Raw genomic sequence first — 14637 nt, forward strand, 5'->3', positions numbered from 1 at the left:
GGGGGGGGGGCGGGCGGCCCCCCCCCACGCCGGCGAGGCCGACCACGGTGTTGGCCACAACCGGCAGCAGCGAATAGAGGAACAGGGCGACGAAGGCCGGCGCCGTGCCGATGCCTCTGATGCCGAGCGCGGCCGCTCCCGGCACATGCGTGGCGACCCAGCCGAGCGGCGCGATCAGCAGGCCAAACAGCGCGATCGAAGGAATGGTCTGGATGATGTTGAGCACGTTGAGCACACCGGCCCGCAGCCTTTCGACACGATGACAGAGTATGCCGAGCGGCAGGCCGACGACGACCGCCGCAAGCAGCGAGCCAAGCGCCAGCGTCACATGCTTGGAACCTTCGACCCAGAAACTGTCGGCGCGGTTGGCGTATTCCTTGAGGATGGAAAGGTCGTTCCAGGCCCCCGACACCAAGAGCAGCCCAATGGCCCCGGCGGCGGCAACCAGCACACCGACACGGGCCCATGGCGACAGGTTCAGCCTCGTCAGCACGTCCGCCAGCAAAAGCGTGAAGGCAAAGATGAGTACCCAGAAACCGGAGGCCGGCGATACCCTGGCAAGGGTATTGCCAGCCGGCGTCAAGAATGTGCCAGCGACGCCGACGAGCAGCGCGAGCGCGGCAAGCGCCACGACACTGGACGCAAGGCGCAGCATAAGCGGTGTCCTGAAGAGCGCTGTGAGCGCCGCGACGATCACGATAGCCATCAGCAATGGCCCGGCGGTTGCCGGCAGCGCCTCGAGAATCGAGCGCGCCTGGCCCGGAACGATCCGATTGGCGCGGAACGTGGCGAAGGGAGCGAGGAACGCCGCATAGGCCGCGATCGCGGCAATGACCACGCCGAGCTTGTCGAAACGGATGTTCACGCCCTCCCCCGTCGGTCGTTCCGGCGCGCCACGCGAGCGGCGCGCCGGAATCGTCCTACTTCAGAAAGCCGTTCTTCTTCAGGAAGTCCTCGGCGACGCCCTTGACCGGCTCGCCGCCAACCTGCACACGGCCGTTCAGTTCCTGCAGCGTGACCAGGTCGAGCTTGGCAAAGACCGGCTTCAGCAGCGTCTCGATTTCGGGATGTTGCTTGAGCACGGATTCGCGGATGATGGGCGCCGGCTGGTAGACCGGCTGCACGGCCTTGTCGTCCTCGAGCACGACAAGGCCCGACGGCGCGATGCCGCCATCGGTGCCGTAGACCATGGCGGCGTTGGCGCCACTGGTCTGGTTGGCGGCCGCGGCGATGGTCGCCGCGGTGTCACCGCCCGAAAGCGTGATCAGTTGGTCCGGCTTCAGCGTGAAGCCGTAGGTGGTCTGGAAGGCCGGAAGGGCGGCCGCCGAATTGACGAACTCGGCGGAAGCCGCGAGCACCACCTTGCCGCCGCCGGCGACGTATTTGCCGAAGTCCGACAGCGTCACGAGCTTGTTCTGGTCCGTCACTTCCTTGCGCAGGGCGATCGCCCAGGTGTTGTTGGCCGGCGCTGGCGACAGCCAGACGATCTTGTTGGCGTCGTAGTCGAGCTTCTTGGCCGTCTCATAGGCCTTGGCGGCGTCCTTCCAGACCGGGTCGTCGGCCTTCTCGAAGAAGAAGGCGGCGTTGCCGGTGTATTCGGGATAGATGTCGATCTCGCCGGCGGTGATCGCCTTGCGCACCACCGGCGTGCCGCCGAGCTGGATGCGGTCCGATGTCTTGATGTTGTTGGCATTGAGAACGAGCTGGATGATGTTACCGAGCACGCCACCCTCGGTGTCAATCTTCGAGGAGACCACCACCTGAGCACTGGCGGAAGCTGCCGTGATGGCCAGCGCCAATGCCGCGCCGGCGAAAACCTTGACTGAAAACATCGTGAAAACCCTTTGCTGTGAACCGGAATGCGGCGGCCGCATATGAGCATGGGTTCAACGGCCAGTCGGGGCACACGGTTTCATAACAATAGGCACAGGCGCAATAATTTTGTTTCAGATCGGCAAATTCAACCGAAGCAATCCTGACAGCATCATGCCAGTTCGACAGCAGTTTTGGGATCAGGTGCGCGCGTTGCGCGGAGCCGTCAACTTGAGTGCGCCGAGGGCCACGAAGCACAGAACGGTGACCGGAAAGATCATCCAGTTCAGCATCTCCCAGCCCCAGGCGTTGTAGACCATGCCCGACAGCAGCGACGCGCAGGCGACGGAGCCGAACAGGACGAAGTCGTGGAACCCCTGCACCTTGCCCTTTTCCGACGGCCGGTAGCTGGCCGCGACCATGGCGGTGGCGCCGATGAAGCCGAAATTCCAACCAAGGCCGAGCAGGATCAGCGACGTCCAGAATTGCCACAGCGCCAGCCCCGACAAGGCAACGGCAGCACAGCCGATGAGCATGATCAGGCCGATGGCGACAATGCGCTCGGCGCCGAAGCGGTGGATCAGCGAGCCGGTGAAGAAGCTCGGCGCGAACATCGCCATGACGTGCCATGAAATGCCCAGCGTCGCATCGTCCTCCGACAGGCCGCAACCGACCATGGCCAGCGGCGCGCCGGTCATGACGAAGCTCATCAGCGCGTAACTGCCGACGGCGCAGAACAGCGCGGCGACGAAGCGCGGCCTGGTGACGATTTCGGACAGGGGCCTGGCATCGCCGCCGGAAACGTCAACCTTGCTCGCCGCCTTCGCCGGCAGGCGCAGAAACGACAGGATCATCGCGCCGACGGCTGCCAGCGGCAGGATGGAGGCGAACGATCCGGCAAACATCACCGGTGCGAACAGTTCCCGGGTGAAGATGACGATCTGCGGCCCGAGGATGGCGGTGACAATGCCGCCGGCCAGCACGAAGGAGATGGCGCGCGCCTTGAACTGCGGAGGCGCATTGTCGGCGGCTGCGAAGCGGAATTGCTGGACGAAGGCGCCACCGATGCCGATCACCAGCAGCGCGAACGCGAACAACCAGAAACTGCCGTGGAAAAGCGCCAGTGTGGCAATCAGGCCGCCAAGCGCGGTGACGACGGTTCCGGTCATGAAGCCGCCGCGCTGGCCCAGCTGGCGGATAATGGCCGCGGCGGGCAAGGCGCCGAGCGCGACGCCGATGTTGAAGCCGGTGATCGGCGCCGTGGCCAGCGATTTGTCGGCACCGAGCAGGTATTGGCCGGCCAGCGCGCCCATCGAAATGGCGATGGGTGCCGCCGAGCCGATAATCGCCTGCGAGGCGGCGAGGATCAGCGCGGTGCGCCGCGCCTCCCTGCCCGTCTCGATGGCGATGGCCGTCACGATGCGTCCTTGCCCCGCCCCTCGCCGCGCACCCGGCGTGACACGCGGTCGAGCACGGCATTGACGAGTTTCGGCTCGTCTTCCTCGTAGAAGGCCTTGGCAATGTCGACATATTCCGAAACGATGACCGCCACCGGCACGTCCTCGCGCTTCATCAATTCATAGACGCCCGCGCGCATAATGGCGCGCAGCGTCGAATCGAGCCTCGACAGCGGCCAATCATCGGTCAATGCCTGGCGGATGACTGGATCGATGGTCTTCTGGTTCTCGACGACGCCGGTCAGGATGGCGCGGAACCATTGCGCATCCGCCTCGCGATAGAGCGCGCCGTCGACTTCCTTGCCAAGCCGGAACGCCTCATATTCGGCGGTGATCTCGAAGACACCGCTGCCGGCGACATCCATCTGATAGAGCGCCTGCACAGCGGCCAGACGGGCCGCGCCACGCTTGTTGGCATGGCGCACAGCGGGCTGTCCGGGCGAAGCGGGTTCGCTCACGATCGCGCTCCCAATTGTTCCTTGAGCGCGATCATGGTCAGCGCCGCACGCGCGGCAAAGCCACCCTTGTCGCCTTCCGAGCGCTTGGCCCGCGTCCATGCCTGGGCGTCGTTCTCGGTGGTCAGGATGCCGTTGCCGACACAGACCGAGTCCTGCACGGACAGGTCCATCAGCGCGCGGCTGGATTCATTGGCGACGATATCGAAGTGATAGGTGTCGCCACGGACGATCGTGCCGAGGGCGACAAACCCATCGTAATTGGTGCCGCCTTCCGCCGCGCCGTCCAGCGCGAAGGTGATCACTGCGGGAATTTCGAGCGAACCTGGAACGGTGACGACGTCGTAAGTCGCGCCCGCTTCATCGAGCGCGCTCGTCGCGCCGTCGAGCAGCGCGTCGGCAAGGTCGTCGTGAAAGCGCGCTTCGACAATCAGCAGATGCGCCTTCGCCTTCGGACGAATGAAGGCTTTGCCGTGTTGGGATGTACCAGCCATAAAAGTCTCCGGGGGGTTGCCGGTGACTTAGGCCGAAGCCGGATTGATCGCAAGCGGAAGATTGCTGGAGTGTGTCTGACGCATTGGACCGGCCGGTCCGGCAGACTTTCTAGAGCCCCTCTTTCGCCGCCTCCGCCAGTCGTGCCGCATAGCGGGCCATGGTGTCGATCTCGAGATTGACGCGGTCGCCGACCTTGCGCTCGCCCCACGTGGTCACGGTCAGCGAGTGGTGGATCAACAGCACGTCGAAGCGGGTGCCCTCGACCTTGTTGACGGTGAGCGAGGTGCCGTCGAGCGCGACGGAGCCCTTTGGCGCGATGAATTTGGCCAGATGACGCGGTGCCTCAAGCGTGAAGCGCACCGCGTCGCCCTCGTCCTTGCGCTCGACGATCTCGGCGGCGCCGTCGACATGGCCCGATACGATGTGGCCGCCGAGTTCGTCGCCTATCTTCAGCGCCCGTTCGAGATTGACCTTGGTGCCGGATTTCCAGCTCGACGCCGTGGTAAGCCGCAAGGCCTCTTCCCAGGCCTCGACCTCGAACCAGCGCGCGTTCGAGCCATGTTCGGGCAGCGCCGTGACCGTCAGGCAGACGCCGCCACAAGAAATCGAGGCGCCAATGGCGATGGTTTCGGGGTCATAGGCGGTATCGATGCGCAAGCCGACGCCTTCGCTGAGCGGCTTGATGGCCGCGACGGTGCCGATATCGGTGACAATTCCGGTAAACATCGATGCTGATCCCTAGAGGTCCCTTACCCACTCGGCGTAGCTGTCCTCGCCGAAGCGCATCTCGCGCAACTTGCGGAAGCCTGCCGGGATATGGTCGGCATCGACCGGCGATGCAATGCCATCCTCGCCAATAGCCTCCGGCCCCTGGAACAACACGATGCGATCGACCAGATCTTCGTCGAGGAATGCCTTGGCGACCTGGGCGCCGCCCTCGACCAGCACGCTTGCCATGCCGAGCGCCGCCAGGTCTTCGAGCAGTTCCGGCAAGGCGACGACGCCGTCATGGGTTTCGGTGCCGATGAAGCGTACGCCGGCGCGTTCGAGCGCGGCGCGACGGTGCGGATCGGCTTCAAGACAGGCAGCGACATAAAGCGGCACGCGGTCGACACCGGAAACCAGCTTCGAGGCTTCCGGGAGCCGTATCTGGCGATCGAGGATGATGCGCGCCGGCGAACGGTTCTCCAGCCCCGGCAGGCGCACGGTCAGCGCCGGATCGTCTTCCAGCGCCGTGCCGATGCCAATCAGTATGGCGTCGGACTCCGCGCGCATCAGATAGACGTCGCGGCGCGCGATCTCGCCGGTGATCGCGACCTGGCCGGCGCCTTTCCTGCCGATCTGGCCATCGCTCGAAAGCGCAAGCTTCAGCGTCACTTCCGGACGTTTTCGCAGAGATCGAATCAAATAACCCGCCATCTGCTCGGCGGCTTCCGTGGCCAGGACCTTCTCCACCACCTCGATGCCGGCGGCGCGCAGGATGGCATAGCCCTTGCCGGAGACACGCGGATCCGGGTCGCTGGCGGCCCCCACGACGCGCGCAATGCCGGCATTGACCAGCGCGATGGCGCAAGGCGGGGTGCGGCCGTGATGCGCGCAAGGTTCTAGCGTGACATAGGCGGTGGCACCACGCGCGAGCGCGCCGGCCTCGGCCAGCGCCTCGGTCTCGGCATGCGGCCGGCCGCCGACCGCGGTGACACCGGTGCCGACGATCATCGGCCCCGCGCCGTCATCTCGCACGATCAGCGTGCCGACGGAAGGATTGGTGGAGGTGCGGCCGGCATTCCTGCGCGAAAGCCGCAAGGCGGCGGCCATGAAACGACGATCAAGGGCCGCTTGTTCGGCCTCGCTCAGTTGCGATGCTGCCATGCTCAGCCGGCGTCCTCTTCACTCTTGTCTTCGTCGCCCTTCAGCTCGCCCAGGAGTTCATGAAAATCCTTGGCCTCGCGGAAATTGCGGTAGACCGAGGCAAAACGCACATAGGCGACGTCGTCGAGCGACTTCAGCGCCTCCATGACCAGCCGGCCGACCTCGCCGGAGGCCACTTCCGTCTCGCCGGAGCTTTCGAGCTGGCGCACGATGCCGGTCACGGCGCGGTCGATGCGTTCGGGATCGACATTGCGCTTGCGCACCGCGATCTCGACCGAGCGCAGCAGCTTGTCGCGGTCGAACGGCACTTTACGGCCCGACTTCTTGACCACGACCAGATCGCGCAACTGGACGCGTTCGAAGGTGGTGAACCGGCCGCCGCAATCGGGGCAGACACGCCGCCTGCGGATCGCCGCGCCATCCTCGGCGGGGCGCGAATCCTTCACCTGCGTATCTTCGGACTGGCAATAGGGACAGCGCATGGAGAGCCTTGGGTTCGAGAATCTGGTGAGGCGAAAGGCTTAGAGCCTTTCCGACCGGGATTGAAGCCGTTCCGTCTCTTCAACGGACTGCAGCATCAGAGATAGCGAGGCGCGAGGAAGATTGCCAGCGCGGCAACCAGCCAGACGGCGATGCCGCCGGCAACAGCCAGGCGATAGTCGACCTTGTCGATGAACAACCAGCAGGCGCCGAGGAAGGCAAGATAGGCGGGAATTGTCTTCATTCCGGCAAGGCAGGCATCGCGGAAACCGCCCGGATCGCCCTTGGCGCCGACGGCGAGCAAGGCAATGACGGCAAAGGTCGGCGCCAGCGGCAGGATACCTGGCAGGACATTGCCCCGCTTGGACGCCCAGACGATCAGCGCCGTCACCAGCCCGCCGACCACACCCTTCCAGACAATGTCCATCCGCGGTCCCTACTGCGACCGAGCCGTCACGGCGCGACATCCTTGGTCGGGAAGCCGCAAGACGTTCCGAGGTTGCGGTAGGCCTTGGTGAAGCCGTCCATCGGGATGCTGGCGAAGGCCTGCTTGCCGAAAGTCACGTCGAGCGAGACGACCTGACGCATGGCTCGCAGCAGCGCGAGACTGGTCTTGGCCTGGTTGTCGACCGTCCAGCTCGGACGGCCGATGCCGGCATCGTTGGAATAGACCGTTGCCGAAACCTTGACGCCGGGATCGCCGAACGTCGCCGCGATCTTCTTGCCGGTCGGCAGTTGCTTGTTGTCGACGGTGAGCATGATGGCGGGATAGGCATCAGGCGGCAGCGCATCGCCGGTCGAGATCGACAAGGTCAGCGTGCCTGAATTGCCATTCGCGTCGAAGAACGCCGTCGAAGCCGCACAGGTCTTGTGCGCATCCTGGCCGGTATCGAGTGTATCGACCATGGTTGTCCATCGGCCGAAGGTGCTCGTGGCAGGCATGTCCGGAGCGGGCTGTGTCTGCGCCGAAGCGGGCCCACAGACGGCCAGCCAGCCGATAGCGCCGAGTAACGCGATACGAAAATTGCCCATCATCGTTTCTCCAGTTCCATGCGCCACCCGATCAGGGTGGCCCACCGCCGGCGGATAAAAGATGACGCTTCGCGCCTGGTCAATCGATAAGGATGGTCAGCCGAGATACGGATAGAGCGGAAAACGATCGGTCAACGCCACGACCTTGGCCTTGACCGCCGCCTCGACCGCGGCATTGCCCTCGTCCGAATTGGCGACCTTGAGACCATCCAGCACTTCGGCGATCAGCTTGCCGATCTCTCGGAATTCGGCCTGGCCGAAGCCGCGCGTGGTGCCGGCCGGCGTGCCCAGGCGCACGCCCGAGGTGACGAAAGGCTTTTCCGGATCGAAGGGAATGCCGTTCTTGTTGCAAGTGATGTTGGCGCGGCCAAGGGCTGCCTCGGCGCGCTTGCCGGTGGCGTTCTTGGGGCGCAAATCGACCAGCATCAAATGGTTGTCGGTGCCGCCGGAGACGATGTCGAGGCCCGTCTCCTTGAGGCTCGAAGCCAGCGCCTTGGCGTTGGCGGCCACACTCTCGGCATAGACCTTGAAGCTTGGCTTAAGCGCCTCGCCGAAGGCCACCGCCTTGGCGGCGATGACATGCATCAGCGGGCCGCCCTGCAGGCCGGGGAACACCGCCGAGTTCATCTTCTTGGCAATCTCTTCGTCGTTGCACAGGATCATGCCGCCGCGCGGGCCGCGCAGCGACTTGTGCGTCGTGGTCGTCACCACATGGGCGTGCGGCAATGGCGAGGGATGCACGCCGCCCGCCACCAGGCCAGCGATGTGCGCCATGTCGACCATCAGATACGCGCCGACCGCATCGGCGATCTCGCGAAAGCGCTTCCAGTCCCAGATGCGCGAATAGGCGGTGCCACCGGCCAGGATCAGCTTCGGCTTGGTCTCATGCGCGGTCTTCTCGATCGCGTCCATGTCGAGCAGATGGTCTTCCTTGCGCACGCCATAGGAGACGACCTTGAACCACTTGCCGCTCATGTTGACCGGCGAGCCATGAGTGAGATGGCCGCCGGAATTGAGGTCGAGGCCCATGAAGGTGTCGCCGGGTTGCAGCAGCGCCAGGAACACCGCCTGGTTCATCTGGCTGCCGGAGTTCGGCTGGACGTTGGCGAAATTGCAGCCGAACAGCTTCTTCGCCCGCTCGATGGCCAGTTCCTCGGCCACGTCGACGAACTGGCAGCCGCCATAGTAGCGCTTGCCCGGATAGCCCTCGGCATATTTGTTGGTCATGATCGACCCCTGCGCCTCGAGCACCGCGCGCGAAACGATGTTTTCCGAGGCGATCAGCTCGATCTCGTGGCGCTGGCGACCGAGTTCATTGCGGATGGCACCGAAAATCTCCGGATCGGCGTCTTCCAGCGTGGTTTCGAAGAAGGATTCGAATTTGTTCGACGCTGCCGCTGCTGTTGCCATGGCCTGAAATCCTCCGGTTCGGGGCAATTTGTTTATGCTTATCGTTGCCCCAAAACCGCTGCACACTTTTGGGCGACACGCATTGCCGCGCCATTAACACAGTTGTTTTCGACCCGCCACGTTTGCGGCGCGAAATTTGGTGGCCGGTTTGCGGCAGAGACTGCAAATCCGCAGCCGCCGAGCACCGCCGGTGCTATTTCCGTGTCTGCCTGCCGTTCAAAAGGGCTTCCGTCAGGGTGATCTCGGTGAACAGCGCCCGCGCTGTGTGGTCGTTGATCTCGCCGCGGCGAAGCATGGCGCGCAAGGCGCCACGCTCGGCGGCGATGCCGGCGAGCCTCAGATCGATCTCCAGCCTTCCCGCCTCCCGCACTTCGGCGCGCGCCTCATCGGCCTCGTCGGACGCCGCGATGCGGCGCCGATAGGCCGCGACAATGCCGTTGGCGGCGGCGAGCTTGAGGCCGGGCACATCGCCCTCCTCTTCATCCGTCTGGGCGATGCTTTCGAGGTGGGCGATCGCCGCCTTCGCAGCGCCAACGCGAGCCATGCGTTCCTCGGCGGCGCCGGCGTCTTCGCCGGGCTCGACCAGCCCGCGCGCGATCACCGGCAAGGCCAGGCTGGCGATCACAAGGGAGCAGATGATGACGCCGGCGGCGAAGAAGATGACCAGGTCGCGCGCGGGGAATGGCGAACCGTCCTGGAGGGCCAGCGGCAGCGACAATATGCCGGCCAGCGTGATGGCGCCGCGCACGCCCGAGACCGAACCGGCGAGCCGCACGCGCAGGCCGAACGGTTCGGTCTTACGCTTGCCGAGCCGCGCCGCAAAACCCGCCGTGATGTCGCCGATCCAAATCCAGACGAAGCGGAGCGCGATCAGGCAAAGGGTCAGCAGAAGGACCGTCAGCACCGGCTCGAGCAGCCAATGGCGGCTGGACAGCTCCGGCGGCACCTTGCGGATGATTTCGGGAAGCTGCAGGCCGAGCACTATGAACAGCGCGCCGTTGAAGACGAAGGAAAACGTCGTCCACAGCGAGATCGTCTGCATGCGCGCCGAGACGCCGAGAAAGCGGAATATACCGGTGCTTCCGGTCAAGAGACCGGCGGTCACCGCGGCCAGGATGCCCGAGGCCCCGAAATGCTCGGCGCCGAGATAGGCGACGAAGGGAAGCAGGACGGTGATCAGCACCTGCGCCTCGGCGGGCACGCCGCCTATGCGGTTCAGGAGTTGCAGCGCCTTGGCGGCGACGAACAAGGCCGCCACGCCGGCCAGGATACCGACCGCCACTGCGTAGACAAAACTCAGCGAAGCGGCGGCAAAGGAAAAACTGCCGGTCAATGCCGCCGCGACGGCAAAGCGAAACATGACCAGGCCCGACGCATCGTTGAGCAGGGACTCGCCTTCCAGAATGTGCATCAGCCGCGCCGGGACGACGTTCCTGTCGACGATCGAGGAGACGGCCACCGAATCGGTCGGCGACAGCACGGCCGCGAGCGCGAAGGCCACGACCAGTGGAATGCTCGGCACCAGCCAGTGCAAGGCATAGCCGAAACCGACAATGGTGAAAAAGACGAGGCCGATGGCAAGGTCGAGGATCGGCCCGCGCAGTGCCATCAGCTCGCGCTTGGGCGCGCCGAAGGCATCGCTGAACAGCAGCGGCGGAATGAACACCAGCAGGAACAGCTCCGGATCGATCTCGACATGAATGCCGCGCACCGGCCAGGCAAGGGCAGCACCTATGGCGATCTGCAGGACCGGCAGCGGCACCCGCACCAGCCGCACCAGCGCGCCGGAAACAGCGACGAAGACCAGCACGACGAGGACGAAGATAGCGGCTTGCATGGCACGATTCCGGCTGTTTTGCGAACCATGCGCAATCGTCGTCCTCGCGTCCAGACAGCGCCGGAACGGCGATGGCCGAGGCCGGCCTATGTTTGCGGTATAGAAAAAGCGGACCGCGCGGACGGCAGGCCGTCCATGCAAAAGGCGTTGCCCAAGCGACCGTCCGCTTCCGCGTCGACAATGTTGCAAACTCGGCGCCGTCAACCGCGCGCAAGCGATGGCGCGGTTGGTCAACCAACGGCTGATCTAACCACCCTGCAAACGAAAGGCCGCCCCTTCGAACGGCCTTTCGTCAAAATTGTCAGTCTCTTAGAGTGAAGAGGTAATCTGCAGTTCGCTGGCGCCGTCGAGCGCGTAGACGTCGTCGCGGAACTGCACGACCCCCGGGGCCGTCGACCAGGCCGAGAGATAGAGGAAGTGGACCGGAACCGGGTTGGTGACCTGGATCGGCGTGTTTTCGCCGGTCTTGATCGCCGCCTCGAAATGCTGACGGTCCCAGCCCGGCGTGTCGCGCAGGATCCAGGTGACGAGGTCGCGCACATTCTGCACGCGCACGCAGCCCGAGGAATCGAAACGCATCATCTTGCCGAAAAGGCTCTGCTGCGGCGTATCGTGCATGTAGACGCCGTCGGGGCTGGGGAAATTGATCTTGACCGAGGCCATCGCGTTGCCCGCGCCAGGATCCTGGCGGAAGCGATACTTGGCGGCGTCGTCGGTCGACCAGTCGACAGTGAGCGGATCGACCTCGCTGCCGTCCGGCGCGAACAGGCGGATATGGCTGTCCTTCAGATAATCGGGATTCTTGCGCATCAGCGGAATGATGTCCTTGCGCACAATCGAGACCGGCGCGTTCCAGTACGGATTGACGATGATCTCGTTGATCTTGGAATTGACGATCGGCGTCTGCCGATCGATCTTGCCGACGATCGCGGTGTGGCGGAGCACGACACGGTCGTTCTCGACCGCTTCGATCTGCGCGGCCGGAATGTCGACCAGCACGTAGCGGCTGCCGAGCGTCCCGGCCTTCTCCTTGAGCCGCTGCAGGTTGGTTTGCAACTGGCCGAGCCGGATCTGCGCCGAAACGTTCATCGCCGCATAGGTGTATTTGCCCATGGAGCCGTCGGCCGGCAGGCCATGGCGCAACTGGAAGCGCTTGACCGCGGAGTCGACATAGGAATCGAAGGCGGTCGAGATGCCGGCGCTCTGCGACAGATCGCCCGCGGCCATCAGACGCTTGCGCAGCGGCACGACATCGGGATCATCGACACCGAGCTGCAGTTTCTTGGTCGCGGGGACCTCTGCCCAGCCGCCCTGCCCGACGATGTTTTGGTACTGCGCGACCGCCTGCTCGGTGAAGGCGACGGTCTGCGGGCTGAAGATCGGCAGCGTCGAGGCCACTTTGCCGCCTTCGCTGGCGCGAGCGTCGAACTGGTCGTCCCAATTGCCGCGGGCCGAGGATTTCAGGATATCCCCGATCACATCCTGCGCGCTCGCACGGCCGGCCACCATGGCGGCGGCGAGCAACGAGGCTCCGGAAAGGAAAAAGCGGCGGCTGGTTCTCATGGACGTTCCAGACATTCTTGTAGCATTCGATCAGGGGCGATTTTGCCCGCACTCTAAAGTTGGCAATCTTAACAATTAGCCAACCATGTCCGCATCGGTTCGGCCACAAACGCGTGACGCACCGTCCGGTTCCAGGTGAACGCACAGCCTTGACCGCAGCTTCACCGGCATCCTCGGTTCCATTGGAATATGGCGGCAACGTGGCCTTGGCCCGCGATTTGCATCGGGCGACGCAGCGAAATGAAGAGCCCGTGCCTTTTCGGTACCGACGCGCGATCGGCGGCCGCGACATCGACCGATGAACCGCAGGCCGATGATGATACACTGACAAGCCAGTCCAAAGCGAGGAATGAGACCATGCCTGGTGTCCTTTCAGTCGTCGCGGCCTTCGCTTTGGCCGGAGGTCCAAACGGCAGCAGTCCAACGCCGGAGGAGACGGTCGCCTATTTCGTGCACGGCCTGGAACAGGGCGCGATCCCCAAATACGGGCAGCAGGCCGACGAACCGATGAAGCAGGTGTCCCGATCGCCGGCTATCTTCACCAGCACGGGCCCGAACGAGGTCGGCGACAAAACCGAAACGATCAGGTTCATCGTCACCAGGCTGGACGATTGCACCTACAAGGCAGAACAGCAGTTCGAGGAGGACGGCGACATCTACTACCGCCTGACCTACGAAGTTCGGCTTGGTAACGTGACCGCCCTGTCGTTCGACAGTCCGCCTTTTGCCATCTCGCTCAAGGGACTGGTGAAATCCTGCTCAACCGACACCGAGGGCAGCTGCGACCTGACGCGAGAACCCGAAACAATCGGCCCGTTCTTCGGCGAACCAGGCCCGGCCGAACAGGCGCTTACCTATTTCCACGAGAAATTCTGTCCGCTGAAGCCGTGATCCTGTCTGGCTGACTGTCGCACGATCCCTCAGCGTGGAGTTGCAACATTTGGGTCCGGACTTGGCTGCGCCCTCAATTCCGAACATCTTTGCAACACCTCATGCTGAGGATAGCGCAGGACCTTGTTATCCTCCAGTTTGAGCAACAGTTCCCGTCTCTCATCCGTGCTTTCACCATCCGTACACGACATGTCCAGGATGACGACATCCAGGCGGTTGATCTTCTGCACCTTGTCCAACGTGCAGCCCACCTCCCACATCTCCACTGCCTTGTCGGTATACGTCACGATCGAGTCATTGTGGTCACATGGGGAACTGCCTTCCGCTGCGAAAGAACCCTTCCACCACTCCTCGGCGAAGGCCGTTTGCGGGACCAGCAAAAGCACTGCGGCAACCGAGCAAGTCCTCGAGCGTTTTCCCAGACCCATCATGCGCGCGCTTCCCAGCCGTGACATTAGGCACTGCTGCAGCGAAAGCAAACCTGGCGGGATAGTGCCGACCGGGCGCCTGGGCTTCGGGATCAGGAAAAGAAAAAGGGCCGATGCCTTTCGGCACCAGCCTTGACCAGAGGTCGACATTTCGGCCGCGCTTCTGTGGCGCGGGCCAGATCTGATGTGGATGGCTTACATCCGGTAGGCGATGGTGTCGTTCCAGAAGCGGTCGAGGCGCTGCAAGGCGCGGTTCATCTGCTTGAACTCGTCGGTGTTGATGCCGCCGACCTGCTCGATCGAGCCGACATGGCGCTCATAGAGACCGGCGACGACCTCGGCCACCTCATTGCCCTTCGGGGTCAGCGAAACGCGGACCGAACGGCGGTCGATGCGCGAGCGTTGGTGGTTGATGAAGCCGAGATCGACCAGCTTCTTCAGATTGTAGGAGACATTCGAGCCGAGATAGTAGCCACGCGAGCGCAGTTCGCCGGCGGTCAGCTCGGAGTTGCCTATGTTGAAGAGCAGCAGCGCCTGGATGGCATTGATGTCGGAACGGCCGTTGCGGTCGAATTCGTCCTTGATGACATCAAGCAGACGGCGGTGCAGCCGCTCGACGAGCTGCAGCGATTCCATGTACAGCGAGCGGATAGCCTCGCGGCGGTCGTCGGAAACGTTGGCGGTCTTCGCCGCCGGACGCGAATTGATCACTGTCTTTGCCTCTCGTTTGTCGCCCTGGTGATTTTTTGTTTTTCACCTTGATCGCGACACTATCGAATACTCATAAAATTCGACTTAAACGCTAGGGCTAACAAGAGCTTACCGGTAAGAGGTTTCGGAAGAGGCTTAACGAACGGTCACCCGAGTAAGGATAATTAACCTAAAGGCTTAGGCACTTATCGCAGGGC

General features: G+C 63.7%; 16 protein-coding genes. 1 reads left to right on the top strand and 15 read right to left on the bottom strand.

The window, feature by feature from the left end; all coding sequences use genetic code 11:
• From FJV80_RS11055 to FJV80_RS11115, 13 genes are all read right to left on the bottom strand, one after another.
• A partial coding sequence (locus FJV80_RS11055) for an ABC transporter permease (RefSeq protein ID WP_142876369.1) occupies window positions 1-865 on the bottom strand: 865 nt, incomplete at its 3' end.
• A gap of 55 nt (window positions 866-920) precedes the next feature.
• The gene (locus FJV80_RS11060; protein WP_095770435.1) at window positions 921-1832 is read right to left on the bottom strand and encodes an ABC transporter substrate-binding protein; all 912 of its coding nucleotides are present in this window, start codon (window positions 1830-1832) and stop codon (window positions 921-923) included.
• Between the two features lie 180 nt (window positions 1833-2012).
• Window positions 2013-3230 (bottom strand): MFS transporter, encoded by a 1218-nt coding sequence (locus tag FJV80_RS11065; RefSeq protein WP_142876370.1) that lies wholly within the window; start codon window positions 3228-3230, stop codon window positions 2013-2015.
• Entirely contained in the window at window positions 3227-3727 is a 501-nt protein-coding gene (gene nusB / locus FJV80_RS11070) for a transcription antitermination factor NusB (protein ID WP_019857616.1), read from the bottom strand. The genes FJV80_RS11065 and nusB overlap by 4 nt, the downstream gene beginning before the upstream one ends.
• A complete protein-coding gene (gene ribH / locus FJV80_RS11075) occupies window positions 3724-4218 on the bottom strand; it encodes a 6,7-dimethyl-8-ribityllumazine synthase (protein ID WP_095770437.1) in 495 nt (164 codons plus the stop codon). Before ribH ends, nusB begins: the two co-directional genes overlap by 4 nt.
• Before the next feature lie 109 nt (window positions 4219-4327).
• Window positions 4328-4945 carry a riboflavin synthase gene (locus FJV80_RS11080; protein ID WP_095770438.1) on the bottom strand — a complete coding sequence of 206 codons (618 nt, stop codon included), beginning with the start codon at window positions 4943-4945 and terminating at the stop codon, window positions 4328-4330.
• A 12-nt stretch (window positions 4946-4957) separates the two neighbouring features.
• The gene (gene ribD, locus FJV80_RS11085; protein WP_179301000.1) at window positions 4958-6088 is read right to left on the bottom strand and encodes a bifunctional diaminohydroxyphosphoribosylaminopyrimidine deaminase/5-amino-6-(5-phosphoribosylamino)uracil reductase RibD; all 1131 of its coding nucleotides are present in this window, start codon (window positions 6086-6088) and stop codon (window positions 4958-4960) included.
• 2 nt (window positions 6089-6090) lie between these two features.
• Window positions 6091-6570 carry a transcriptional regulator NrdR gene (gene nrdR, locus FJV80_RS11090; RefSeq protein ID WP_010915593.1) on the bottom strand — a complete coding sequence of 160 codons (480 nt, stop codon included), beginning with the start codon at window positions 6568-6570 and terminating at the stop codon, window positions 6091-6093.
• Window positions 6571-6665: 95 nt separating this feature from the next.
• Window positions 6666-6995, bottom strand: a complete 330-nt coding sequence (locus tag FJV80_RS11095) for a GlpM family protein (RefSeq protein ID WP_019857610.1) — start codon at window positions 6993-6995, stop codon at window positions 6666-6668.
• Window positions 6996-7021: 26 nt separating this feature from the next.
• On the bottom strand, window positions 7022-7474 hold the full coding sequence (locus tag FJV80_RS11100; protein WP_245317961.1) for a hypothetical protein: 453 nt from the start codon (window positions 7472-7474) through the stop codon (window positions 7022-7024).
• Between the two features lie 222 nt (window positions 7475-7696).
• On the bottom strand, window positions 7697-9010 hold the full coding sequence (glyA, locus tag FJV80_RS11105) for a serine hydroxymethyltransferase (protein ID WP_095770440.1): 1314 nt from the start codon (window positions 9008-9010) through the stop codon (window positions 7697-7699).
• 193 nt (window positions 9011-9203) lie between these two features.
• Window positions 9204-10847: a Na+/H+ antiporter gene (locus FJV80_RS11110; RefSeq protein WP_142876371.1), complete on the bottom strand. Its 1644-nt coding sequence runs from the start codon at window positions 10845-10847 to the stop codon at window positions 9204-9206.
• A gap of 309 nt (window positions 10848-11156) precedes the next feature.
• The gene (locus FJV80_RS11115) at window positions 11157-12410 is read right to left on the bottom strand and encodes a murein L,D-transpeptidase (RefSeq protein ID WP_095770442.1); all 1254 of its coding nucleotides are present in this window, start codon (window positions 12408-12410) and stop codon (window positions 11157-11159) included.
• A gap of 357 nt (window positions 12411-12767) precedes the next feature.
• Here FJV80_RS11115 and FJV80_RS11120 point away from each other — a divergent pair, with 357 nt between their 5' ends.
• Complete coding sequence (locus FJV80_RS11120; RefSeq protein ID WP_142876372.1) at window positions 12768-13301, top strand: hypothetical protein; 534 nt, start codon at window positions 12768-12770, stop codon at window positions 13299-13301.
• Between the two features lie 29 nt (window positions 13302-13330).
• On the opposite strand, the gene FJV80_RS11125 is transcribed toward FJV80_RS11120, so the two are convergent.
• The gene (locus tag FJV80_RS11125; protein ID WP_245317963.1) at window positions 13331-13732 is read right to left on the bottom strand and encodes a hypothetical protein; all 402 of its coding nucleotides are present in this window, start codon (window positions 13730-13732) and stop codon (window positions 13331-13333) included.
• 192 nt (window positions 13733-13924) lie between these two features.
• Window positions 13925-14440, bottom strand: a complete 516-nt coding sequence (locus FJV80_RS11130) for a winged helix DNA-binding protein (protein ID WP_008875359.1) — start codon at window positions 14438-14440, stop codon at window positions 13925-13927.
• Window positions 14441-14637: the final 197 nt, after the last annotated feature.

The sequence above is a fragment of the Mesorhizobium sp. WSM4310 genome, from assembly GCF_007003935.1.
Lineage (GTDB): Bacteria > Pseudomonadota > Alphaproteobacteria > Rhizobiales > Rhizobiaceae > Mesorhizobium.